The organism is Bradyrhizobium sp. USDA 4486 (assembly GCF_054057995.1).
Map to the genome: position 1 here is coordinate 910,998 of NZ_JBSRZV010000001.1, position 21,252 is coordinate 932,249.

The window sequence follows — 21,252 nt, forward strand, 5'->3', positions numbered from 1 at the left end:
GAAAAGTGAATCGCGATCAATGCGCTAGAGTCACTTCCTCCGAGCTCACGTGAGTTCGGATGAGAAACAGCCTTCACTTCAGGTGGGGGAAGATTTCGCGAGGCGCATCAACGAGATCGACTCAAAGCATGCGGCGCGGATCGAGCTGCTCACGCATCTGCAATCAGGCCTGTCGCGACGCCGCAAGGCGCGCGTCGCCATAGAGCCTAGACCAGCTCAATATTTCCTTAAACGCCGGCAATAGGCCGTAAGCCGCATCCGTCAGCTCGTACTCGACCCTTAAGGGTTTTTCCGTAATGACGGTGCGGGACACCAACCCGTCCTGCTCGAGCTCGCGCAGTTGCGTCGTCAGCATGTGCTGGGTGATGCCGCCGATCGATCGCCGCAACGCACCGAAGCGAACCGCGCCGTTCACCAGCGCGAACAGGATCTCCAGCTTCCACTTGCCGCCGAGGGCGTGGATGGCGCGCTTGAAGTCGGCGAGCAAAGCAGGGCCCGGGCTGCAATCGCGGTCGCCGTCGCAAATGCTGGTCAGGTTTTCCATACCGGTCTCGAAATCCATTCTACTTGTTCCCTGCTGAGATGGTGACCAGATGCGGCCTTGAGCAGGGCCATGCCGAACCAAGTCGCCGGCCTGTGCAGCGAAGGGAATGTGGCAATGAGCACTGTTCTGGTCACCGGCGGTTCGGGCTTCGTCGGCGTCCATGTCGTCCTGCAATTGATGGCCGCCGGCCAAACGGTGCGGACCACGGTGCGCCGGCCGGACCGGCGGGACGACGTGCTGGCGATGCTCCGCGAGGGCGGGGCGGCAGCGCCGGAGAGCCTGTCTTTCTTCACGGCCGACCTGACCGCGGATGATGGTTGGCGCGAGGCGGTCGCCGGCTGCGATTATGTGCTCCATGTCGCCTCGCCCCTGTCGACCCGCGTTCCCAAGGATGAGAACGAGATGATCATCCCGGCCCGCGACGGCACGCTGCGGGTGCTGCGCGCCGCGCGCGAGGCCGGCGTCAGGCGGGTCGTCATCACCTCGTCGCTGGGGGCGATCGGTTATGGCCATCCTCCCCGTGAAAAGCCGTTCGACGAGACCGACTGGACCAATCTCGAGGGCGCCGACGTGCAGCCCTACATCAAGTCCAAGACCCTGGCCGAGCGTGCGGCCTGGGATTTCGTCGCGCGCGAAGGCGGTGGGCTCGAACTGACGGTGGTCAATCCCGCCGCCATTTTCGGTCCCGTGCTCGGGCCGGACTTCTCCGGCTCGATCGAGATCGTCAAATCGCTGCTCGACGGTGCCATGCCGGCGGTGCCGCGGGTTTATTTCGGCGTGGTCGACGTCCGCGATGTCGCCGATTTGCACCTGCGGGCGATGACGGCGCCCGACGCGAAAGGCGAGCGCTTCATCGCGGTCTCCGGCGAGACGATGTCGATCCTCGATATCGGCAAGGTGCTGCGGCGGGAACTCGGACCGCGGGCGCGCCGGGTTCCGCGCCTCCAAGCCCCCGATTGGCTGGTGCGGCTGGCCGCAAACCGGGTGCCGCTGCTGCGCGCCGTGGTGCCGATGCTCGGACGTGGTCAGGCATTCCACCAGCGCCAAGGCGAGGACCGTGCTCGGCTGGCAGCCCCGATCCAATGACGAGGCGATCCTCTCCACCGCCGAAAGCCTGCTCCGGCTCGACCTGGTCAAGGGATGAGGCCGCCCGGGCGCGCTTGTCACGCCCCGGCGGGGATGCTGAAGTGCTACCCTCGATTGGGTAGCGTGGGAGGGCGGCGCCGATGGACAGGATTCTCGCAGGCGCAAAGGCGATCGCGCTGGCGCGCCGGAACCATGCGCCGCTCGCGGCGCTGGAGCGTCCTCCCGCCGACGAGGCCGAGGGCTACCGGGTCCAGCGGGCGCTGCACGATCTGCTGCTGCCGCATGTCGGGCCGCTGGTCGGCTACAAGATCGGCTGCACCAGCCAGGTGATGCAGGACTATATCGGTATCCCGCATCCTTGCGGCGGTGGCGTATTCCAGAAGGGTGTGCATGACAGCGGCGCGAAGCTCGCCGCCAAAGATTATGTCCGCGTCGGCGTCGAATGCGAGATCGCGGTGCGGCTGCAGCGAGACCTCGCCGCCGGCGAGGCGCCGTTCACGGCCGAATGGGTCGGCGAGGCGGTCGAGGCCTATCATCCCGCGATCGAGATCGTCGACGACCGCTATGTGAAGTGGGAGACGATGGGCGCGCCGACGCTGATCGCCGACGATTTCTTCGCCGCCGGCTGCGTGCTCGGCGAGGCGGTGCCGCGCTCGTCGGTGCCGGACCTGAAAGCGGTCAAGGGCCGCGCCATCGTCAACGGCGAGGAGGTCAGCCACGGCACCGGCGCCGACGTGCTCGGCCATCCCCACAACGCACTTGCCTGGCTCGCCAACCACCTCGCCGCGGAAGGCAAGGGTTTGCATGCGGGACAGCTCGTGCTCACCGGAAGTCTTGTGAAGACGCTGTGGCTGAAAGCCGGCGATAAGGTGCGGATGGAGCTGGACGGGCTGGGGACCGTGGAAGCGGAGTTCACGTGAGCTCTCCGCGTCGTCATTGCGAGCGCAGCGAAGCAATCCAGAATCTTTCCGCGGTCGCAGTCTGGATCGCTTCGCGGAGCCTGTCATCGGGCCGCGCTTCGCGCGGACCGTTGGCTCGCAATGACGGAGTGCAGGGCCTGCGGCGTCGGCACGATTGCGCGGACCTGATGCGCTGATACAGCCACCGCAAAACAGATGCGGCCCTCGCCAGGGGAGCTAGCGAGGGCCGCGTCGTACACCGTCGTTCGCGCCTAGGTTCGCGAACACGATGTGGGAGCTCGGGAGAGACTTAGAAGGGCAGCAGCACGTCCATGACTTGCTGGCCGTAGCGCGGCTGCTGCACGTCCGTGATCTGGCCGCGGCCGCCATAGGCGATGCGGGCCTGCGCGATCTTGGTGGAATCGATGGTGTTGTCGCTCTGGATGTCCTCGGGGCGGACGATGCCGCCGACCACGAGCTCGCGGATCTCGTAATTGACGCGGATCTCCTGCTTGCCTTCGACCACGAGGTTGCCGTTCGGCAGCACCTGGGTCACCACCGCGGCGACGTTGGTCTGCAATGCTTCCGTTCGGTTGACCGAACCCTTGCCGTCGCTGGAGGCGGTGGAGTCGGCGGTGAGGATGCGGCCGGGCAGAATCTTGTGCGCCTGCGTGATGGTCTGCGCGCCGATGAAGTCGCTAATGCCCGAATTTTCCGAGTTGGTGCGGCTGCGCTGGGTCTCGTTGGCGATGTTGGCCTTGTCGGTGATGTTCACGGTCACGGTGAGCAGGTCGCCGATCTGATGGGCGCGTTGATCCTTGAAGAAGGCGCGGCTGCCGTTGCGCCACAGCGAGTTCGGATTGTAGGAGGCGACTTCCGGCTTCGGCATCGGCATCTGCACCGGCTTGTAGCCGGGCTGCGTCGTCGGATTGTCGATCGCCGACAATTTCGGCTGCTCGCCGATCTGCGACAGACGGTCGATCGAGGAGCAGCCGCCCAGCGCGCTAGCTGCCAGCAGCAGGGCAGAGACCGCGATGCGACGAAGACGGGAAGCCGAACTGAACGAGGACATGACTTACTCTGACTTGGCTGGAGCTTGCGAGATGCGGGCTTGCGGGATCTGGACTTGCGGGATCTGGACTTGCGGGATCTGGACTTGGGCGACTTGAGCCTGTGCTGCAGGGGCCTGGACCAGGTTCCGGACGAGAGCCGCGGTGTCGACGGGTGCGGGCGCTTCATCCCGCTTCAGCGAGGAGGTCTGCTCGACCGCAGGCGCCATCGGCGCGGATTGGCTCGCGCCCTGGACCGTCACCTGGCCGCGGCCGGTGACCACACCGGTCAGGGTGCGCTTGGTCTGGAGATTGAGGACGGTCACGGTGTCGCCCTCGGCGCCGCTCTCGATCGCCTTGCCGCGGGTGGTGAGATAGATGCCGGGGACCTGGTAGATGACGGTGACGCTCTGGTCGCGCTGCACGAAGTCGGGCTTGACGATGTCGGCGACGCGGATCGGCGTGCCCGCGCGCATCGGCCGGCGCAGCTGCATGCCGATGGTGCGCTCGCGCGAGGCGGGCTCGCCGGTGACTTCCGCCTTGGGCCGGCGCTCCAGCGAGATGTCGGAGGATTTTAGCAGGTCGGCGCGGTCGATGTCGCGCGTCAGCACGGCCACTTCCACCGTCTCGACCGCGGTGCCGGTGAAGCGCAGCTTGGTCGGCGTGGAATTGCTGTCGTTGCTGACCTCGAACGCGACGTCGAAACGGCCGCTGCGGGCGTCGTAGCGGGTCGCCACCGGCTGGAGCGCGCCGGTGCTCGAGGCATCCAGCCGCATGTCGGAGACGCCCCGGTCGAAGGTCACGGTGATGTTGGCGGCCTCGCCAAGGCCAAAGCGGCGCTCGAGCGCCGAGGCGACCGCGATCTCGAGATCCTTGCTCGCGAGCGTGCGCGCGAGGCGGGTGACCTGGACCTCCCTGATGTCGCCGGTCATCACGCCAATCACCTGCTTGGCGCGGAGCACGCTCAGCACTTGGGCGACCGGCAGGGCGCCCGTAGTGCCGAGATCGGGCGAGCGGTAGACCGGGATGAATGCGGCAGAGCCGGCATTGTCGATGAGATCGCCGATCCGCACCACGTCCGAGGTGACGGTGACGCTGGCGCGCAGCGTCGGCGCCGCGATGGCGTCGTCGGCGGCCTGCGCCGGCAGCGCCAGCATCAGCAGGGTGGAGATGGTGGCGATTGTGGTGCGGATCATCGTCATCACCTCAGCGGAACAGCGCCGTGGTCGATTGCATCATCTGGTCTGCGGCGCTGATGACCTTCGCGTTCATCTCGTAGGCGCGCTGCGCGGCGATCAGGTCGCTCATCTCCGAGACGACATCGACATTGGCCTGTTCGAGGCTGCCTTGGGTGATCTTGCCGTAACCCTCGGCATTCGCAGTGCCGTCCTGCGGCGGACCGGAGGAGGGCGTCTCGGTGAACTGATTGCTGCCGACCGGCTGCAGCCCCGCCTTGTTGATGAAGCGGGTCACGTTGATCGTGCCGACGATCGAGGAGGTCGACGAGCCCGGCAGCGTCACCGAGACCTGGCCCTGCTCGCTCACCGTGATGCCCGAGGCGTTTTGCGGGATGGTGATGGTCGGCTGCACCGGGTTGCCTTGCGCGGTGACGACGCGGCCCTGATTGTCCATCTGGAAGGTGCCGTCGCGGGTGTACTGATAGGTGCCGTCGGGCATCAGGATCTTGAAGAAGCCTTCGCCCGAGATCGCGAGGTCGAGGTCGTTGCCGGTCTGCGACAGCGTTCCTTGCGTCATGCTGCGCGGCGTGCCGACGGTCTTGACGCCGCCACCGATGTCGACGCCGACCGGCAGGATGGTGCCCTGGTCCGAGGCCTGCGCGCCGACGCGGCGAACGTGCTCGTAGATCAGATCCTGAAACGCCGCGGTCTGCTTCTTGAAGCCGGTGGTGCGGAGGTTGGCGATGTTGTTGGAGATCACCTGAACATTGAGTTCCTGTGCCGCCATTCCGGTCGCTGCGGTGTGAAGCGCCTGCATGCCAGTACTCTCCTAATCAGGCCGGAACGTCGGCGAGCTTCTCGATCGCCGATTTGTGGAGGTCGCTCTGCTGCTGGAGCAGGTTGGCGATGGCGGTGTAGCTGCGCATGACCTCGACCATGCGGCTCATCTCGCCGACCGCATTCACGTTCGACTTCTCGATGTAGCCCTGCTGCACGGTGGACTTGGTGTCGGCCTGCTGGGTCGCCGATCCCGCGCTGTAGAGATTGGCGCCGAGCTTGCTCAGCTTGGCCGGATCGTCGAACGACACCATGCGGATCTTGCCGCGGATCGAGTCGGTCTTGGCGGTGCCCTCGAGCACGGTGATCGTGCCGTCGGGCGCGATGTTGATGTCGTGGTCGGTCGGCTGGAACGTGATCGGGCCGCCGGTGCCGAGCACGAGGTTGCCGTCGGAGGTGACGAGCTGGCCGGTGCTGCTGAGCGTGAACTTGCCGTCGCGGGTGTAGCGCTCGGCGCCGTTGGCCTGCACCGCGAAGAACGCGTTGCCGGAGATCGCCATGTCGAGCGGATTTTTGGTCGGCTCCATCGGCCCCTGGCCGACGTCGCGGAAGGTGCCGCGGTCCTGCACATAGGAGACGCGGCGGTCCGAACCGATGAAATTGTCCTCGCGCGCGTTGGAGCTGAGGTACTCCTCGAACAGCGAATGGTCGGCCTTGAAGCCGTTGGTGTTGGCATTGGCGACGTTGTTGGCGATGACATCCATCTGCCGTTCCAACGTCATCTGCCGCGACAGGCCGATCAGAAGCGCGTTCTGCATCGGAAATCTCCCCTGAGGGGGCCTGCCATCTCGCTCTCCCAAGCGCCTTGGCGGACCCGTGAACGAGACTGTCAGGTTCTCCCAAACCTTCCGGTCCCGGCCCTCTCTCAGCGAAAGCCGTGCCAATTCAGGAACATTATATATTACAATGATTTGCAGGTTTTTCAGGCGCGCCGCCGGGCGGCAGAAAGGTTCTGTTAGCCATGTTTGCCCGGCAGATTTTTCCTAGCAGAGGCCCAATCGAAAGATTCCATTAACCATTATTACCGTAGCGTTTGCGCGTAAGAGGAGCGCATCGCGCTGGGGCATTTGTATCGCGTCACTGTCTGCCAGGAGGCTTCGCTCTTTCGATTCCTTTGAGAGATGAGCCGGGCGACCATGGCAGAGAATGAAGCGGAAGGCGGCGCAGCCACTGAGGGCGCAGAAGCCGCACCGCCGAAGAACAAGCTGAAGCTCATCATCATGGCCGTCGGCCTGCTCGCCGTCCTCGGTGGCGGGGCTGCGACCTGGTTCTTCTTCTTCCGCCATGGCGAGGACGAGCATCACGCCGAGGCGGCGCCGCCGCCCAAGCCCCCGGCCTTCGTCGACGTCCCCGACATGATGGTCAACCTCGCCGGCGCTCCGGGCGAGCGCGTGCAATATCTGCGGCTCAAGATCGTGCTGGAGCTGAAGGAAGAGAAGCAGATCGAGGCGATCAAGCCGACGATGCCGCGCGTCACCGACATCTTCCAGACCTATGTGCGCGAACTGCGCCCCTCCGACCTCAACGGCTCCGCCGGCATCTTCCGCCTCAAGGAAGAGCTGACCAAGCGCGTCAACGCGGCGGTCGCGCCGATCCAGGTCAGCGCGGTGCTGTTCAAGGAAGTCGTGGTCCAGTGAGGATGCTGCGGAAGGTAATGGGCTAGCTTCATGGCCGGCAACGAGCAGATGGACCAGGATGCGATTGCCGCCCAATGGGAGGCGTCGCTCGATTCCGAGGATCCCGCGGAGGCCGCGAAGGCCGCTGCCGAAAACGAACTATCGGAGACCATGGCCCTGCAATGGGCGGCCATGGTCGAGGACGGCAGCCGCGATCTCGGCAGCGGCAAGAATTCCGGCGAGCGGGTGCTGTCGCAGGAGGAGATCGACAATCTCCTCGGCTTCACCGTCGGTGACGTCACACTCGACGACCATTCCGGCATCCGCGCAATCATCGATTCGGCGATGGTCTCCTACGAGCGTCTGCCGATGCTCGAAATCGTCTTCGACCGCCTGGTGCGGTTGCTGACGACATCCTTGCGCAATTTCACCTCCGACAACGTCGAAGTCTCGCTCGACCGCATCACCTCGGTGCGCTTCGGCGACTACATGAACTCGATCCCGCTACCGGCCGTGCTCTCGGTGTTCAAGGCCGAGGAGTGGGAAAACTTCGGCATGGCGACGGTCGATTCCAATCTGATCTACTCGATGATCGACGTGCTGCTCGGCGGCCGTCGCGGCACCAGCCAGCTGCGCATCGAGGGCCGGCCCTACACCACGATCGAGACCGAGCTGGTCAAGCGGCTGGTCGAGGTGGTGCTGGCCGACGCCGAGCAGGCGTTCCGGCCACTGTCGCCGGTGACCTTCACGATCGACCGGCTCGAGACCAATCCGCGCTTCGCCGCGATCAGCCGTCCCGCCAATGCCGCGATCCTTGTCCGCCTGCGCATCGACATGGAAGATCGCGGCGGCAATATCGAGCTGTTGCTGCCTTACGCCACCATCGAACCGATCCGGGGCGTCCTGCTCCAGATGTTCATGGGCGAGAAATTCGGCCGCGACCCGATCTGGGAAGGCCATTTCGCCACCGAGATCGTGCAGGCCGAGATCGCCGTCGATGCCGTGCTCTACGAGGCCGACATCCCGCTCAAGCAGCTGATGCGGCTCAAGGTCGGCGACACGCTGCCGCTCGACATGCGCGCCGACGCCAACGTCACCGTGCGCTGCGGCAACGTCACGCTGACCGAGGGGCGGATGGGGCGGGTTGGCGACCGCGTCGCGATCCGCGTGACGAAACCCTTGCGCAAGCCAAGTACGACACTTGCGATGTTCGAGAAGGTGGACGAGCAGAACAAGATGATGGAGGCCCCATGAACCACTCCCTGGGAATGGCGATCGAGATGCTGGTGGCTATCCTGCTGATGCTCACGATCGGCTACTGCATCCTGCTCAATAAGCGCCTGACGCGGCTGAAGGCCGACGAGCATTCGCTGAAGGCCGTAATCGCCGAGCTGATCACCGCGACCGAGATCGCCGAGCGCGCGATCGGCGGGCTGAAGCTCGCCGTACGCGACGTCAACGAGAACCTCGGCAGCCAGCTCGCCGCGGCGACGCAGATGTCCGACCAGCTCTACAAGCAGCTCGGCGAGGCCGACAATGTGGTGCGGCGCCTGTCCAAGATCGCGATCGCCGCGCGCCCCGTCACCAATCCGGACACGGCCGCCGCGCCCGCAGCCAAGCCCGCGTCGGCGAAGGCGGTGGCGGCGGCGGCTGAAGCCTTTTCCGAGCGCCGCCGATCCAACGGCCTTGCCGCATGAAGTCAGGGTATGAAGTCCTTTCGTAACATCCGCGTCATTCCGGTCGTCCTGGTTGCCGTCGCAGGTCTCGCCACGCTGAAGGTGGCGGGCCTCGTGATCAATGGCGGCTACGTGTTCGACTACCAGCCGAACCCGACCAAGAAATCCTGGGCCCAGGAGAATCTGAACTTCCCGACCGGCCGCGAAGACCCCGACATCACGGGATCGACCCACGGCGCGCCGAAGGAGGCGCCAAAGCCCGCCGCTCCCGAGACCAAGGCCGAAGGCACCGTGGTCAAGGTGGAGGAAGCCCAGCCGCAGGTCTCCGCCTCCGAGCGCGCGATCCTCGAGCGCCTGCAGGCGCGCCGCCAGGAGATCGAGGCCCGCCAGCGCGAGATCGACATCCGCGAGAGCCTGCTCAAGTCGGCTGAGAAGCGCATCGAGAACAAGGTCGAGGAGATGAAGGCGGTCGAGACCCGCATCTCCGCGACGCAGGCCGAGCAGAAGGCCGCCGAAGCCCAGCGCATGAAGGGCCTCGTGACCATGTATGAAGGCATGAAGCCCAAGGACGCCGCGCGGGTGTTCGACCGGCTGGAGATGGGCGTATTGATCGAGATCGCCTCGGCGATCGCGCCGCGCAAGATGTCGGACATCCTCGGGCTGATGTCGCCGGAGGCCGCCGAGCGGCTGACGGTCGAGATGGCCCGAAGAGCCAATGGCGGCGGCGATCTCTCCGCCTCGGCCGGCGACCTGCCCAAGATCGATGGCAAGCCGACGCAAAAGCCGAATTGAGGGCTCATACTTAAGAAGTCCTTAATTGGCAAAACCTACATTCGAAGGCAGGGGCCGGCCTTGGTGCCGGCGTGGATCGTCGAAGCCGGAAGACATGCCGCCCATGGCGCGAGAGGCTGGATTGTTGTCGCGAGCCCGCGCTGTGGCGCGAGGGCTGTCGCGTCATGTCCGCAAGGCGCCGGTGCTGGTGGTCTGCCTGGCGATCGGCTGCGGCGGCATGGCCCGGGCCGCCGATCCGATCCGGGGCGAGGCGACCTTCTCGGCGGGTGGCGGCTTTGCCCGTCTGGTGATCAAGCTCGGCGAGGACGTTCCCTCCGAGGTGACGACCGCAGGCTCCATCCTCATCGTGCGGTTCGACCGGCCGGTCGACGTTCCGGTCGACCGCGTTCCCGAAGGCGCGCCCGACTACGTCAATTCCGCCCGGCGCGATCCTGATGGCAGCGCCATCCGCCTGTCGCTGGCGCGGCGCGTCACCGTCAACACCATGAATGCCGGCGAGCGCACCTTCATCGATCTCCTGCCCGAGGGCTGGAAGGGACCGCCGCCGAGCCTGCCGATGGAGGTGGTCAAGGAACTCGCCGAGCGCGCGCGCGTGGCCGAGCGCGCCCTGCGTGCGCAGCGGGCCGCGGCCGACAGCAAGAAGCGTCCGCAGATCCGCGTGCGCGCCTCGGTGCAGCCGACCTTCGTGCGCTTCGTGTTCGAGATGCCCGACGGCGTCGGCGTCTCCTCCGTGCTCAACGAGCAGAAGCTCACGCTCGCCTTCAATGCCAACCTGAATTTCGATCTTGCGGACGCCGTCGTCGCGGCACCGCCGAACGTCGCCTCGATCAAGCAGAAGGCCGACATCGACCAGACCAATGTCGAGATCGCGCTGATCGGCGATTCCGACGTGCACTCCTTCCGCGACGACAAGAATTACGTCGTCGACATCTCGTTCCAGCCGGAGAAGGGCAAGACCGCGGCGACCGCGGAGTCCGTGATCGCGCAGGCCAAGCCTGGGGCGCAAGGGCATGGACCGGCGCCTGCGCCGGAAAAGCCTGTAGCCGAGAAGCCGAAAGAGGCCCATCGCGAGATCGCGCCGCCGACATCGGAGACGATCGCGCGCGAAGCCAAGATCGAGGTGAAGCCCGAGGTGAAGCCGGAAGCGCCCGCGGCGATGCTGCCCGTCGAAGCGCCGAAGCCGGCGGCTGCTCCCGCGGTTCAAGCCGCGCACGCAGCGGAAGCGCCCATCGTGAGGGAAGCTCCGAAGCCCGCGCCACCCGCCGCCGAAGCTCCAGCTGCGCCCGCAAAGGCGGAGGTTACCGAAGCGCCCAAGGAGGTCGCGAAGGAGCCGGTCAAGGCTGCACCTGCCGAGGCGCCCGCCGCGCCGCAGCTCGCGACTGCCAGCGTCGATGCGCGCCGCGACAGCGACGGGCTGCGCGTGACGTTCCCGATTCAGGTCGCAACGGCTGCGGCGGCGTTCCGTCGCGGCGACACGGTCTGGCTGGTGTTCGACACGCCGAAGCCGATCGATGTCGAGGCGATCCGCACCAGGGGCGGCGCGATGATCGGCGAGGTCGGCCGCGTGCCGCTCGACAAGGGGCAGGCGGTCCGCATTCGTCTCACCCGGCCGCTGGTCTATTCGCTGACCAGCGAGGAGGTCGGCAAGGAGACCAACTGGCTGCTCACGCTCGCCGACAAGATCCCGGCGACGCCGCTGCCGCTGATGATGTCGCGCAACATCACCGATCCCGCGCTCGCCAACATCGCGATCCCCTTCGCCAATCCGGGCCTCCTGCACAAGCTGACCGATCCCGATGCGGGCGACACGCTCTATGTGGTCACCGCGCAGCGCCCGGTGCGCGGCTTCATCAAGCGGCAGGATCTCGTCGATCTCTCGCTGCTTGAATCCGCGCACGGCATCGCGATCCGTCCGAACTCCGACGAGGTCGGCGTCGAGGTGGGGTCCGACAAGGTCATCCTCGGCAAGAAGGGCGGATTGACGCTCTCGCCGGTCGACATCTCGGCCGAGCGCGCGCCGACCGCGGTGCGTCCGATCTTCAGCCCCGAGGGCTGGCGCAAGGGCCAGTCGGAGAATTTCTGGACGCGCCAGAGCGATCTGGTCACGGCGATCTCGGCGGTCGAGCCGGGGCAGCGTTCGTTGCCGCGGCTCGACCTTGCGCAGTTCTACATGTCGCGCGCCATGTACCACGAAGCCAAGTCCGTGACCGACGTGATGCTGAGCGATCCCCTCAACAAGGAGGAGAGCGGCGCGCTGATCATGCATGCGATCGCGAGCATCCTGATCGGCCGGCCGGCGCAGGGCCTGAAGGACCTCGCCAATCCCGTGATCGGCAACAGCCACGATTCCCAGCTCTGGAAAGCGCTCGCCTATGCGCGCCAGGGCAAATGGGCGGACGCCCGCGAGAAATTCAAGAATGTCGAATTCGCCATCGCCTCGCTGCCGCTCGACATCCAGCGCATCGTGACGATGGAGGCCATGCGCGCTGCGCTCGAGGTGAGGGACTATGCCGGCGCCTCCAAGCGTCGCGGCGAGATCGAGGTGGTCGGTGTGCCGCCCGAGGCGGCGCCCGGCTTTGCCGTGCTGCGCGGCCGGCTCGCAGAGGCGCTCGGCCACGACAAGGACGCGCTCGACGACTACAAATTCGCGGTGGCCTCGAACGACCGCCAGGCGGCCGCCGAGGCCAAGCAGCTCGAAGTGGCGCTGCTCCAAAAGCGCGACGAGATCAGCAAGGAAGACGCGCTGCGCGATCTCGAGACGCTGTCGATGACCTGGCGCGGTGACTCGATCGAGGTCAAGACGCTCCAGATGCTGTCGAAGATGTATGCCGAGAGCGGGCGCTATCGGGACGCGCTCGCCGCGGCGCGCACCGCGACGAAGCTCCAGCCGAACGCGGAAGCCTCGCGGCAGGCGCAGGACCTCGCCTCCGACCTGTTCACGCAGATCTTCCTGGGGCCGAAGGGCGACGAACTGCCGCCGGTCGAGGCGCTCGGGATGTTCTACGAGTTCCGCGAGCTGACGCCGATCGGCCGCCGCGGCGACGAACTGATCCGCCGGCTCGCCGATCGTCTCGCCTCGATCGACCTGCTCGACCAGGCTGCCGAGCTGCTGCAATACCAGGTCGACCACCGCCTCGAAGGGGCTGCCCGTGCGCAGGTCGCCGCGCGCCTGTCCATGATCTATCTCGCCAACCGCAAGCCCGACATGGCGATCACGGCGCTGCGCGCGAGCCGCATCAGCGATCTCTCCGGCGAACTGCGGCAGCAGCGCCTGTTGCTGGAAGCGCGGGCGCAGAGCGACGTCGGCCGTCACGATCTCGCGCTCGACATCGTCTCCAACGTCTCCGGGCGCGAGGTGCTGCGCCTTCGCTCCGACATCTTCTGGGCGGCGCGGCGCTGGCGCGAGTCCGCCGAGCAGATCGAGCTCTACTACGGCGACCGCTTCCGCGATTTCAAGCCGCTCAATGCGGTGGAGAAGAGCGACATCATCCGCGCCGCCGTCGGCTATGCGCTCGCCGACGATTCGATCGGCCTGTCGCGCTTCCGCGAGAAATACGCACCGCTGATGAGCGAGAGCGCCGACCGCGTCGCCTTCGACATCGCCAGCAGGCCGGCCGCGGCCTCCAGCGCCGAATTCGCCGAGATCGCCAAGTTAGCGGCCAGCGTCGACACGCTCGACGGTTTCCTGCGCGAGATGAAGCAGCGTTTCCCGGACGCCACCGCCCGCGCGCCGGCCGCGCCGCAGGCCCATGACGAGAACGACCACACCGGCTCGCTGCCCACGATCCCTGTCGTGCGGCAGATCAAGATGACGCGCTAGGAACCCTGCTACCTCTCTGCCTCTCGACAGGTGCCGCGCAAGGCGGCAACTTGTACCCCTGCATGCCGGGAGAGCGTTGAAATGAGCAAGCCTGCCAAGACCGAAGCCGAACTCATCGCCATGGCGCGGGCCGAGTTGAGGACCCATGCCGATGGCCCGGACGACCTCGCCATCTCCATCGTCCGCGACGGCGACAGCTGGGAGTTCCGCGCCGACGCCGATCAGGCGACGCGAGAGCGGCCAGGCTTCCCCGAAAGCGTTGCCATGCTGGTGCAGATCGGCGATCACCTCAGCAAGCAGTATGACGTGAAGGGGTAGGGCGCGAACCGTAGGCGTCGTCTCACCGTGCCCCACATTCTCGGTGTCATCGTCCGCGACGGCGGGCGATCCAGTACTCCGAGACGGCCGTGATTGACTCGAGAAGCGGCGGCGTACTGGATGCCCACCTCCGTGCGGAATTGCGCACGGCATGACAGCGGAAGCCGCTCCCGCTATCCCCCGTAACTCTGCACCAGGCTCCCAGCCACCAGCGACCAGCCGTCGACCAGCACGAAGAAGATCAGCTTGAACGGCAGCGAGATCGTCGCCGGAGGCAGCATCATCATGCCCATCGACATCAGCACGGAGGCGACGACGAGGTCGATGATCAGGAACGGGAGGAACAGCAGGAAGCCGATCTCGAAGGCGCGTTTCAGCTCGGAGATCATGAAGGCGGGGATGAGGATGCGAAGTGCGAGCTCGTCCGGGGTGGCGGGCGGCGGTTCGCCGGAGAGATCGAGGAACAGTTTGAGGTCCTTCTCGCGCACGTTCTTCTGCATGAAGCCGCGCAAGGGGACGGCGGCGCGCTGGAGCGCATCCTCGACGCTGACCTGATTGGCAACGAGCGGGCGGATGCCCTCGTCGTAGGACTTCTGCAGCACCGGTCCCATCACGAAGAAGGTGAGGAACATCGCCAGCGCAATGATCACCGAGTTCGGCGGCGCGGTCGCCGTGCCCATTGCGGTGCGCAGCAGCGACAGCACCACCACGATGCGCGTGAACGACGTCATCATGATCAGGATCGACGGCGCGATCGACAGCACCGTGAGCAGCGCAATGAGCTGGATCGCGCGCTCGGTAACGCCGCCGCCGCCAGCACCGCCGCCGAGATTGATGCTGATGTCCTGCGCATAGGCAGGCATCGCGAGCGAAGCCGCGCCGATCAGGACAGAAAGAAAAACAACTCTACGCGGAAGGGCCGGCAGCCTCACGAAGACGGCTTCGGACGGCCGAGCAGGGAGGCCATCTCGTCTTCGAGATTTTCAAAGCTGGTCTTCTCCGCGGCCGGCTTCGGTGACGGGACCGGTGGCGCCGGCGGCTCGCCGCGGGCTGCGCGCAGGGGCGGCGCGGACGGCTCGGGCGCAACCGGAGGCGCGACGGTCTCGCCGGCCGGTCGGCGCAGCGCAGCTTCGAGACGCTGCGCCATCTCGGCGAGATTCTGCTCGGCGCTCGAGGGCGCAGCGGCGGGGGCCGGCGGCGGAACGGGCGGCGCCTGCGGCACGGGCGGCGGCGGTGCGGCCGGACGCTCGGCGCGGACCGGCGGCACTTTCACGGGCTCGCTCTGGCGGGGCGGACGCGGCATCAGCGGTGGCTCGCTGCGGGCAATGCGCGGCGGCGGCGGCTCGGGACGCGACTCGCGCTCGGGACGCGGGGCGATCGGCTCCGGCGGAAAGCCGGGCAGCGACGGCTCGCTGCGGCGTTCGGCCAAAGCGGGCGCTGGCCGGCGCACTTCGTCGGCAAAGGATGGGCGCGCGGGTCGCGGCGGCGGCTCGGGCATTTGCGGCTCGGGATGATCGAGCAGTTCGGGCCGCGGAGCCTCATCGGTCCAGCCGCCGGCATCCGGCATCGGGGCGAGGCGGGGCGGTTCGGCGTTGGAACGCTGCGGGAGCTGGTCGCGGCCGGATGCCGCGCGAACGATGTTGGGTTCGACGACGATGTCGGTCGGGCCGCCGATCATCAGGAGGTGCTCGACATTGTCGCGCCGGACCAGCACCAGGCGGCGCCGGCCGTCGACCGCGGCAGCATCGATCACGGCGAGCCGGGGCATCCTGCCGCGCTGGGTGTTGGCGCCGAGCCGGTTGCCGGCGAATCGGCGCACCAGCCATGCAGCGACGCCGATCAACGCCAGAACGACGATGAACGCGAGGATGAAGGTGATAGGGCTGCCTTGCATACTTGTCCCCGACAAATGGCGCTTTTCTTGCGCCCATGGTCAGATGCGCCAACCACCGGCGTAGGATGCCCCAAAACTGCGATCTCTTAACGTCCCACGGCAAGTTTTGCCGTCCCCAACTCTTAATAACCCATGAATCGCCCGATCCAAAACGACTTCTTGGCCTGTGTGCGCCCCCGCCAAGCGGTTGGGTTAATGCCACTTTTGGGAACGTAGAATCACGGAGGCACCAAATTCGTGTCCCGGCAAGGGACAAGCGAGCGTCAGGCGTCCCCGGCATCCTTAACCACCTGTTAACCATACACGCGGCAAATTCTGCCTAGCTTCGGACACACGTCCGACGGCGGAAGGAGCCGCAACGATGTCCATCAACGACCTCCCGGTGCTGTCGGCGCTTCGCACCAAGATGCAGTGGCATCAGGAGCGCCAGCGCGTCCTGTCCGAGAACGTCTCCAACTCCGATACCCCCAAATTCCGGCCACGTGACCTGGTCGAGCCGAAGCTCGACAAATCAGGCGCGGTGACCGGCTCGATGGGTCCGCTGGCGCTGACCGTCACCAGCCCCTCCCACATGACGCCGTCAGGCGCGGCCCCCAGCTTCGACCAGAACAGGAATGCGGGCTTCGAGACCCGCCCAGCGGGCAATGCCGTCAATCTCGAAGAGGAGATGATGAAGGCCGCCAGCAACCAGATGGATTACGCGGCGGCGACCTCGCTCTACTCGAAGAGCCTGCATCTGCTCAAGACCGCGATCGGCAAGGGCTAGCACTAAAGGAAGCAGATCATGGCGAATGACAGCAGCGACTTTGCCCGATCGATGGCGATCGCGACCTCCGGTCTGCGCGCGCAGGCGGGGCGCATGCGGGTGATCTCGGAAAACATCGCGAACGCGGACTCGACCTCGCAAACGGCCGGTGGCGATCCCTACCGGCGCAAGGTGCCGACCTTCTCCTCCGCGCTCGACCGCACGCTCGACGCGCAGGTCGTCACGCTCGGCAAGATCAAGCCCGACCAGTCCAATTTCCGCGTCAAATACGAGCCGAATAATCCGGCGGCGGATGCGAGCGGCAACGTTAAATATCCCAACGTGAACTCGGTGATCGAGATGACCGACATGCGCGATGCGCAGCGGTCCTACGAGGCCAACCTCAACATCATCAGTGCGACGCGCCGGATGATCCAGCGCACGCTCGACATCCTCAAGAGCTGAACAGGACATTTGAGCCATGGCATCACCGACAATCGCCGCCAATGCCTACGCCAACCTCGCCCGTGTGCTGGAGAACAGCGGCGCCGGCAAGGGCAGCGAAGCGAGCGGGCAGTCCTTTGCCTCGCTGCTGAAAGATGCCGTCGGCAGCGTCATGGAGTCCGGACGCAAGTCCGACGCGCAGACGGTGGCGATGGCCGCCGGCAAGGCCAATGTGATGGATGTCGTGACCGCGGTCGCCGACACCGACGTTGCGGTGTCCACGCTGGTCTCGGTTCGCGATCGCGTGATCGCGGCGTATGAAGACATCATGAAGATGCCGATCTGATTTTTGGGCATGTCATTCCCGGGGCAGTGCGAAACATCGAACCCGGAATCTCGAGATTCCGGGCTCTCGCTGCGCGAGCCCCGGAATGACGGAAGAAATTACTGGAAGCGAGAAATCCAAAATGACCGGACCCGAGACCCTCGACGTCGCCCGTGATGCGATCTGGACCATCGTGATCGTGTCGTCGCCACTGATGGTGGTCGGCCTCGTGGTCGGCGTCATCGTTTCGCTGTTCCAGGCGCTGACGCAGATCCAGGAACAGACGCTGATCTACGTGCCGAAGATCCTGGCCATCTTTGCCACGATGCTCTTGGCGTTGCCGTTCATGGCCGACTCGCTCCACGCCCACATGCTGCGGATCTCGTCGCGAATCATCGGCGGCTGAGGCACAATGCGCCGGCCGGTGGAATTGACATTCGCCTTGGGGGCTCCGCGAGCTGCGTTGGCGAATGTCAAATCCGATAGCCGAACGGCTATTGATATTTGCGAATGCCTCTTTGGCTCCAACATTCGCAAAAGTGCCTGCCGCCACGGCGTGCGAATGTTGGAGCCGAGGCATCCGATTATGCGCATCGACGTCTCGCTGCTGCCGGCGCTCGCCGCCTCCTTCATGCTCGCCTTCGCCCGGGTCGGTGCGATGGTGATGCTGCTGCCCGGCCTCGGCGAGACCAACATCCCGACGCGCATAAAACTGTCGGTCGCGCTGCTGCTCACGCTGATCATTCTGCCGTTGCACCGCAATTCCTATCACGTCGACATGGGATCGCTCGCGCCGCTTCTGGTGCTGATGCTGCATGAGATCGTGATCGGCATCGTGCTGGGCGCCACCGCGCGCGTGACGCTGTCGGCCCTGCAAGTCGCCGGCTCCGTCATCGCGCAACAGATGGGGCTTGGCTTCGTCACCTCGGTCGATCCGACGCAGGGGCAGCAGGGCGTGCTGGTCGGCAACTTCCTGACCATGCTCGGGGTCACGCTGCTGTTCGCCACCGACAGCCATCATCTCGTGATTGCGGCGCTGAACGACAGCTACTCGATCTTCTCGCCGGGCGAGACCGTGTCGAGCGGCGATGTCGCTTCGCTGGCGACGCGCGCTTTCGCCGCCGCGTTCCGCCTGGGCTTGCAACTTTCCGGGCCGTTCCTGGTGTTCGGCCTCGTGTTCAACATCGGGCTCGGTGTGCTGGCGCGGCTGATGCCGCAGATGCAGGTCTATTTCGTCGGCGTGCCGCTGTCGATCTTCGCCGGCTTCCTGGTGCTCGCCGTGGTGCTCACCGCGATGATGGGCACCTATCTGGATTACTTTATCGGTGTGATGCACCAGATGATGCCACTCAAGTAACGAGGGATCGATGGCGGAAGACAACGATCCCGAAAGTCAAACAGAAGACCCGACACAAAAGCGCCTCGACGAGGCGCTCGAACGCGGCGACGTTGCGAAAAGCCAGGAGATCAACACCTGGTTCATGATCGCGGGCGGTACGCTCGTGGTCTCGACCTTTTCGGGATCGGTCGGCAGCGGGCTGGTGACGCCGATGCGCAACCTGCTCGCCAATTCCTGGATGATCAAGACCGACGGCAGGAATCTGCTCGCGCTGATGCAGCAGATCGAGTTCGCCGTGCTCGCGGCGGTCGGCGTGCCGCTCTTGATGCTGGTGCTGGCGGCGATTGCCGGCAACATGCTCCAGCACCGCCTGGTGTGGTCGGCCGAATCCCTCAAGCCCAAGTTCAGCAAGCTCTCGCCAGCCGAGGGGTTCAAGCGCATCTTCGGCAAGCAGGCGGCGGCGAACTTCCTCAAAGGCCTCGGCAAGCTCGTCGTGCTCGGCGCGGTTATGACCATAGTCCTATGGCCGGAGCGCCATCGCATGGAGGCGATGGTCAGGCTCGATCCGGCCGCCATGCTGGGCGCCACCACCAGCATGACCGTCCATCTGCTCGGCGCGGTGGTTGCGGCGCTCGCGATCATCGCCATCGGCGACTACTTCTTCCAGTATCGCAGCTGGTTCCAGCGGCAGAAGATGTCGCTCCAGGAGATCAAGGAGGAGTTCAAACAGTCCGAAGGCGACCCGCATATCAAGGGCAAGCTCCGGCAATTGCGCCAGCAGCGCTCCAAGAAGCGCATGATGGCGGCGGTTCCCAAGGCCTCCGTGATCATCACCAACCCGACCCACTATTCGGTGGCGCTGTCCTACGAGCGCGGCATGTCGGCGCCGATCTGCGTCGCCAAGGGCGTCGACAACCTCGCCTTCAAGATCCGGGAGATCGCGCGCGAGCACGATATCCCCATCGTCGAGAATGTGCCGCTGGCCCGCGCGCTCTACGCCACCGTCGATATCGACCAGGAAATCCCGACCGAGCACTACCATGCGGTCGCCGAGGTCATCGGCTACGTCATGCGGCTGAAGCGCGGATTCGGCGCCGGGCGGGGATAAAATACCCGAAAAGTACCGGAAATGGCCGTAATCTGGGAATCAGCGTACGTTTCGCCCCCGCTGCCCTTGCGCCTGCGGGTCCGATTGAGGCAGGGAAGGCCCCGCGCGCGCGAAGGCGCGTTGATTCTCTGCCGACAGGCTGCGCCGGCTTGATATGACTGCTGAGACCGACCACGACCTCACACGCGAGCCCGTTACGGCGCACGAGCCGTCGCCGCGCTCGGGCAGCATTGCGCTGGTGCTGCTGGTGGCCGCCGGTCTCGTCGCGGTCGCCGTCGGACTGATGACGCTCGGGCGCGCGCAGGCGCAGCCCTACATCCTCGGCATCCTCGCCGTGCTGGCGATGGTCGGCCTGTTCAACCTGTTCGCCTTCGCCGCCGGCATCATCCGCTTCGCCGACCGCAACCTCGACGATCCGATCATAGCCCGCATCTCCGATCATGCCTTCGATGGCCTCGCCGTCACCGATCCGCGCGGCCATGTCGTCTATTCCAATGCGGCCTATCTGACGTTGACCGGCGCTGCCGGCCCGCAGGACGTGCGGCCCGTCGAGCGCGTCTTCATCGGCAACCCCGACGTTTCCGAGGCCGTGTTCCGCCTGCTGAAGGCTGCCCGCGAAGGCAAGCGGCAGCAGGAAGAGGTACGCATCTCCGGCCATGAGGGTAGCCAAGGCCGCTGGCTGCGGATGCGGGTACGCCCGCTCGGCAGCGGCAAGCGCGAGGCGAAATATGCGGTCTGGTCGATCGCCGACATCACCCGCGACCGCGAGCGCCAGGAGGACGTGTTCCAGGAGCTCCAGCACGCGATCGAATATCTCGATCATGCGCCATGCGGCTTCTTCTCGGTCAATCCGGCCGGCGAGCTTGCCTATGTCAACGCGACGCTGGCGAACTGGCTCGACTACGACCTTGCCGAGATCGGTTCCGGCGGCTTGAAGCTCACCGACATTGTCTCCGGCGACGGCGCCTCGTTGCTCACCGCGATCGTGGCAGTGCCGGGCGAGGTGAAGACGGAAGTCTTCGATATCGACCTGCGCATGCGCACCGGCAAGACCATGCCGGTGCGGCTCTATCACAAGCTCGCCTTCGGCGCCAACGGGGCGCCGGGACCGTCGCGCACGCTGGTCATCAGCCGCGCCCGCGACGAGCGCAGCGACCCCGATCGTGCCGCCGAAGTGCGCTTCATGCGCTTCTTCGACCACACGCCGATGGCGATCGCGACGGTCGATCGCGCCGGAAATGTCGTGCGGGCGAATGCCCGCTACGCCAAGCTCGGGCAGGCGCTCGGCTTGGACAGTGCCTCCAAGTCGATCTTCCGCGCGGTCAATTCGCGCGACCGTCACACCTCCTGATCGCCGCCATCAACCAGGCCGCCGACGGCCAGGCCGACATCGCGCCGGTCGAGGTGGCGCTGGAAGGCACCAAGGAGCGCTGGGGCCAGTTCTTCGTCACGCCCGTGGATGCCGCCGAGAACGAGGCGGAAGCCGCCATCGTGCACATGCTCGAGACCACCGAGCGGCGCGCGCTGGAGAACCAGATCAACCAGTCGCAGAAGATGGAGACGGTCGGTCAGCTCGCCGGCG

General features: G+C 65.9%; 21 protein-coding genes and 2 pseudogenes. 16 read left to right on the plus strand and 7 right to left on the minus strand.

Going from position 1 to position 21,252, the window contains the following annotated elements; all coding sequences use genetic code 11:
• Positions 1–163: 163 nt before the first annotated feature.
• The gene (locus tag ACVWY3_RS04325; protein WP_456837342.1) at positions 164–562 is read right to left on the minus strand and encodes a winged helix-turn-helix transcriptional regulator; all 399 of its coding nucleotides are present in this window, start codon (positions 560–562) and stop codon (positions 164–166) included.
• 96 nt (positions 563–658) lie between these two features.
• Here ACVWY3_RS04325 and ACVWY3_RS04330 point away from each other — a divergent pair.
• Together ACVWY3_RS04330 and ACVWY3_RS04335 are read left to right on the plus strand one after the other, a co-directional pair.
• Positions 659–1,688, plus strand: a pseudogene (locus tag ACVWY3_RS04330) (SDR family oxidoreductase).
• A gap of 82 nt (positions 1,689–1,770) precedes the next feature.
• Positions 1,771–2,550 (plus strand): 2-keto-4-pentenoate hydratase, encoded by a 780-nt coding sequence (locus tag ACVWY3_RS04335; RefSeq protein ID WP_456837343.1) that lies wholly within the window; start codon positions 1,771–1,773, stop codon positions 2,548–2,550.
• A 289-nt stretch (positions 2,551–2,839) separates the two neighbouring features.
• On the opposite strand, the gene flgH is transcribed toward ACVWY3_RS04335, so the two are convergent.
• The 4 genes from flgH to flgF are packed head-to-tail and all read right to left on the minus strand — an operon-like array spanning position 2,840 to position 6,351.
• Positions 2,840–3,601, minus strand: coding sequence for a flagellar basal body L-ring protein FlgH (flgH, locus tag ACVWY3_RS04340; RefSeq protein ID WP_456837344.1), 762 nt, complete (start codon positions 3,599–3,601; stop codon positions 2,840–2,842).
• A 3-nt stretch (positions 3,602–3,604) separates the two neighbouring features.
• Positions 3,605–4,774, minus strand: a complete 1,170-nt coding sequence (gene flgA, locus ACVWY3_RS04345; RefSeq protein WP_456837345.1) for a flagellar basal body P-ring formation chaperone FlgA — start codon at positions 4,772–4,774, stop codon at positions 3,605–3,607.
• A 10-nt stretch (positions 4,775–4,784) separates the two neighbouring features.
• The gene (gene flgG, locus ACVWY3_RS04350) at positions 4,785–5,573 is read right to left on the minus strand and encodes a flagellar basal-body rod protein FlgG (RefSeq protein WP_456837346.1); all 789 of its coding nucleotides are present in this window, start codon (positions 5,571–5,573) and stop codon (positions 4,785–4,787) included.
• 16 nt (positions 5,574–5,589) lie between these two features.
• Positions 5,590–6,351 (minus strand): flagellar basal-body rod protein FlgF, encoded by a 762-nt coding sequence (flgF, locus tag ACVWY3_RS04355; protein ID WP_456837347.1) that lies wholly within the window; start codon positions 6,349–6,351, stop codon positions 5,590–5,592.
• A gap of 378 nt (positions 6,352–6,729) precedes the next feature.
• Here flgF and fliL point away from each other — a divergent pair, with 378 nt between their 5' ends.
• From fliL to ACVWY3_RS04385, 6 genes are all read left to right on the plus strand, one after another.
• Positions 6,730–7,230 (plus strand): flagellar basal body-associated protein FliL, encoded by a 501-nt coding sequence (gene fliL / locus ACVWY3_RS04360; RefSeq protein WP_027560323.1) that lies wholly within the window; start codon positions 6,730–6,732, stop codon positions 7,228–7,230.
• Between the two features lie 30 nt (positions 7,231–7,260).
• The gene (gene fliM / locus ACVWY3_RS04365; protein ID WP_456837348.1) at positions 7,261–8,463 is read left to right on the plus strand and encodes a flagellar motor switch protein FliM; all 1,203 of its coding nucleotides are present in this window, start codon (positions 7,261–7,263) and stop codon (positions 8,461–8,463) included.
• The gene (locus ACVWY3_RS04370; RefSeq protein WP_456837349.1) at positions 8,460–8,906 is read left to right on the plus strand and encodes a DUF6468 domain-containing protein; all 447 of its coding nucleotides are present in this window, start codon (positions 8,460–8,462) and stop codon (positions 8,904–8,906) included. Before fliM ends, ACVWY3_RS04370 begins: the two co-directional genes overlap by 4 nt.
• A gap of 9 nt (positions 8,907–8,915) precedes the next feature.
• Positions 8,916–9,677 (plus strand): MotE family protein, encoded by a 762-nt coding sequence (locus ACVWY3_RS04375; protein ID WP_456837350.1) that lies wholly within the window; start codon positions 8,916–8,918, stop codon positions 9,675–9,677.
• Between the two features lie 103 nt (positions 9,678–9,780).
• A complete protein-coding gene (locus ACVWY3_RS04380) occupies positions 9,781–13,497 on the plus strand; it encodes a tetratricopeptide repeat protein (RefSeq protein ID WP_456837351.1) in 3,717 nt (1,238 codons plus the stop codon).
• An 81-nt stretch (positions 13,498–13,578) separates the two neighbouring features.
• Positions 13,579–13,815, plus strand: a complete 237-nt coding sequence (locus ACVWY3_RS04385; protein WP_456837352.1) for a hypothetical protein — start codon at positions 13,579–13,581, stop codon at positions 13,813–13,815.
• A gap of 173 nt (positions 13,816–13,988) precedes the next feature.
• On the opposite strand, the gene fliP is transcribed toward ACVWY3_RS04385, so the two are convergent.
• A complete protein-coding gene (fliP, locus tag ACVWY3_RS04390) occupies positions 13,989–14,747 on the minus strand; it encodes a flagellar type III secretion system pore protein FliP (RefSeq protein WP_456837353.1) in 759 nt (252 codons plus the stop codon).
• Positions 14,744–15,709, minus strand: coding sequence for a flagellar biosynthetic protein FliO (locus ACVWY3_RS04395; protein WP_456837354.1), 966 nt, complete (start codon positions 15,707–15,709; stop codon positions 14,744–14,746). The genes fliP and ACVWY3_RS04395 overlap by 4 nt, the downstream gene beginning before the upstream one ends.
• A 361-nt stretch (positions 15,710–16,070) precedes the next feature.
• Here ACVWY3_RS04395 and flgB point away from each other — a divergent pair, with 361 nt between their 5' ends.
• The 8 genes and pseudogenes from flgB to ACVWY3_RS04435 all read left to right on the plus strand — a co-directional run.
• Positions 16,071–16,475, plus strand: coding sequence for a flagellar basal body rod protein FlgB (flgB, locus tag ACVWY3_RS04400; protein ID WP_456837355.1), 405 nt, complete (start codon positions 16,071–16,073; stop codon positions 16,473–16,475).
• Between the two features lie 18 nt (positions 16,476–16,493).
• Entirely contained in the window at positions 16,494–16,919 is a 426-nt protein-coding gene (flgC, locus tag ACVWY3_RS04405) for a flagellar basal body rod protein FlgC (RefSeq protein ID WP_456837356.1), read from the plus strand.
• Positions 16,920–16,935: 16 nt separating this feature from the next.
• On the plus strand, positions 16,936–17,244 hold the full coding sequence (fliE, locus tag ACVWY3_RS04410; protein ID WP_008142413.1) for a flagellar hook-basal body complex protein FliE: 309 nt from the start codon (positions 16,936–16,938) through the stop codon (positions 17,242–17,244).
• Between the two features lie 121 nt (positions 17,245–17,365).
• Entirely contained in the window at positions 17,366–17,629 is a 264-nt protein-coding gene (gene fliQ / locus ACVWY3_RS04415; protein WP_011088555.1) for a flagellar biosynthesis protein FliQ, read from the plus strand.
• A gap of 180 nt (positions 17,630–17,809) precedes the next feature.
• Positions 17,810–18,580, plus strand: coding sequence for a flagellar biosynthetic protein FliR (gene fliR, locus ACVWY3_RS04420; RefSeq protein ID WP_456837357.1), 771 nt, complete (start codon positions 17,810–17,812; stop codon positions 18,578–18,580).
• Between the two features lie 10 nt (positions 18,581–18,590).
• Entirely contained in the window at positions 18,591–19,670 is a 1,080-nt protein-coding gene (flhB, locus tag ACVWY3_RS04425) for a flagellar biosynthesis protein FlhB (protein ID WP_456837358.1), read from the plus strand.
• 343 nt (positions 19,671–20,013) lie between these two features.
• Positions 20,014–21,021, plus strand: coding sequence for a PAS domain-containing protein (locus ACVWY3_RS04430; RefSeq protein WP_456843287.1), 1,008 nt, complete (start codon positions 20,014–20,016; stop codon positions 21,019–21,021).
• A pseudogene (locus ACVWY3_RS04435) lies at positions 20,991–21,134 on the plus strand (hypothetical protein); the annotation flags it as partial. The gene ACVWY3_RS04430 and the pseudogene ACVWY3_RS04435, both read left to right, overlap by 31 nt.
• Between the last annotated feature and the right edge of the window lie 118 nt (positions 21,135–21,252).

Excerpts from the sequence above, each read along its gene's own strand:
- fliL (WP_027560323.1), top strand. The coding sequence starts at position 6,730 with ATGGCAGAGAATGAAGCGGAAGGCGGCGCAGCCACTGAGGGCGCAGAA.
- fliQ (WP_011088555.1), top strand. The coding sequence starts at position 17,366 with ATGACCGGACCCGAGACCCTCGACGTCGCCCGTGATGCGATCTGGACC.
- fliE (WP_008142413.1), top strand. The coding sequence starts at position 16,936 with ATGGCATCACCGACAATCGCCGCCAATGCCTACGCCAACCTCGCCCGT.
- fliR (WP_456837357.1), top strand. The coding sequence starts at position 17,810 with ATGCGCATCGACGTCTCGCTGCTGCCGGCGCTCGCCGCCTCCTTCATG.
- flgG (WP_456837346.1), bottom strand. The coding sequence starts at position 5,573 with ATGCAGGCGCTTCACACCGCAGCGACCGGAATGGCGGCACAGGAACTC.
- flgA (WP_456837345.1), bottom strand. The coding sequence starts at position 4,774 with ATGATCCGCACCACAATCGCCACCATCTCCACCCTGCTGATGCTGGCG.
- ACVWY3_RS04335 (WP_456837343.1), top strand. The coding sequence starts at position 1,771 with ATGGACAGGATTCTCGCAGGCGCAAAGGCGATCGCGCTGGCGCGCCGG.
- ACVWY3_RS04370 (WP_456837349.1), top strand. The coding sequence starts at position 8,460 with ATGAACCACTCCCTGGGAATGGCGATCGAGATGCTGGTGGCTATCCTG.
- flhB (WP_456837358.1), top strand. The coding sequence starts at position 18,591 with ATGGCGGAAGACAACGATCCCGAAAGTCAAACAGAAGACCCGACACAA.
- ACVWY3_RS04395 (WP_456837354.1), bottom strand. The coding sequence starts at position 15,709 with ATGCAAGGCAGCCCTATCACCTTCATCCTCGCGTTCATCGTCGTTCTG.
- ACVWY3_RS04385 (WP_456837352.1), top strand. The coding sequence starts at position 13,579 with ATGAGCAAGCCTGCCAAGACCGAAGCCGAACTCATCGCCATGGCGCGG.
- ACVWY3_RS04375 (WP_456837350.1), top strand. The coding sequence starts at position 8,916 with ATGAAGTCCTTTCGTAACATCCGCGTCATTCCGGTCGTCCTGGTTGCC.
- fliM (WP_456837348.1), top strand. The coding sequence starts at position 7,261 with ATGGCCGGCAACGAGCAGATGGACCAGGATGCGATTGCCGCCCAATGG.
- ACVWY3_RS04380 (WP_456837351.1), top strand. The coding sequence starts at position 9,781 with ATGGCGCGAGAGGCTGGATTGTTGTCGCGAGCCCGCGCTGTGGCGCGA.
- ACVWY3_RS04325 (WP_456837342.1), bottom strand. The coding sequence starts at position 562 with ATGGATTTCGAGACCGGTATGGAAAACCTGACCAGCATTTGCGACGGC.
- flgF (WP_456837347.1), bottom strand. The coding sequence starts at position 6,351 with ATGCAGAACGCGCTTCTGATCGGCCTGTCGCGGCAGATGACGTTGGAA.
- flgH (WP_456837344.1), bottom strand. The coding sequence starts at position 3,601 with ATGTCCTCGTTCAGTTCGGCTTCCCGTCTTCGTCGCATCGCGGTCTCT.
- flgB (WP_456837355.1), top strand. The coding sequence starts at position 16,071 with ATGTCCATCAACGACCTCCCGGTGCTGTCGGCGCTTCGCACCAAGATG.
- ACVWY3_RS04430 (WP_456843287.1), top strand. The coding sequence starts at position 20,014 with ATGGTCGGCCTGTTCAACCTGTTCGCCTTCGCCGCCGGCATCATCCGC.
- flgC (WP_456837356.1), top strand. The coding sequence starts at position 16,494 with ATGGCGAATGACAGCAGCGACTTTGCCCGATCGATGGCGATCGCGACC.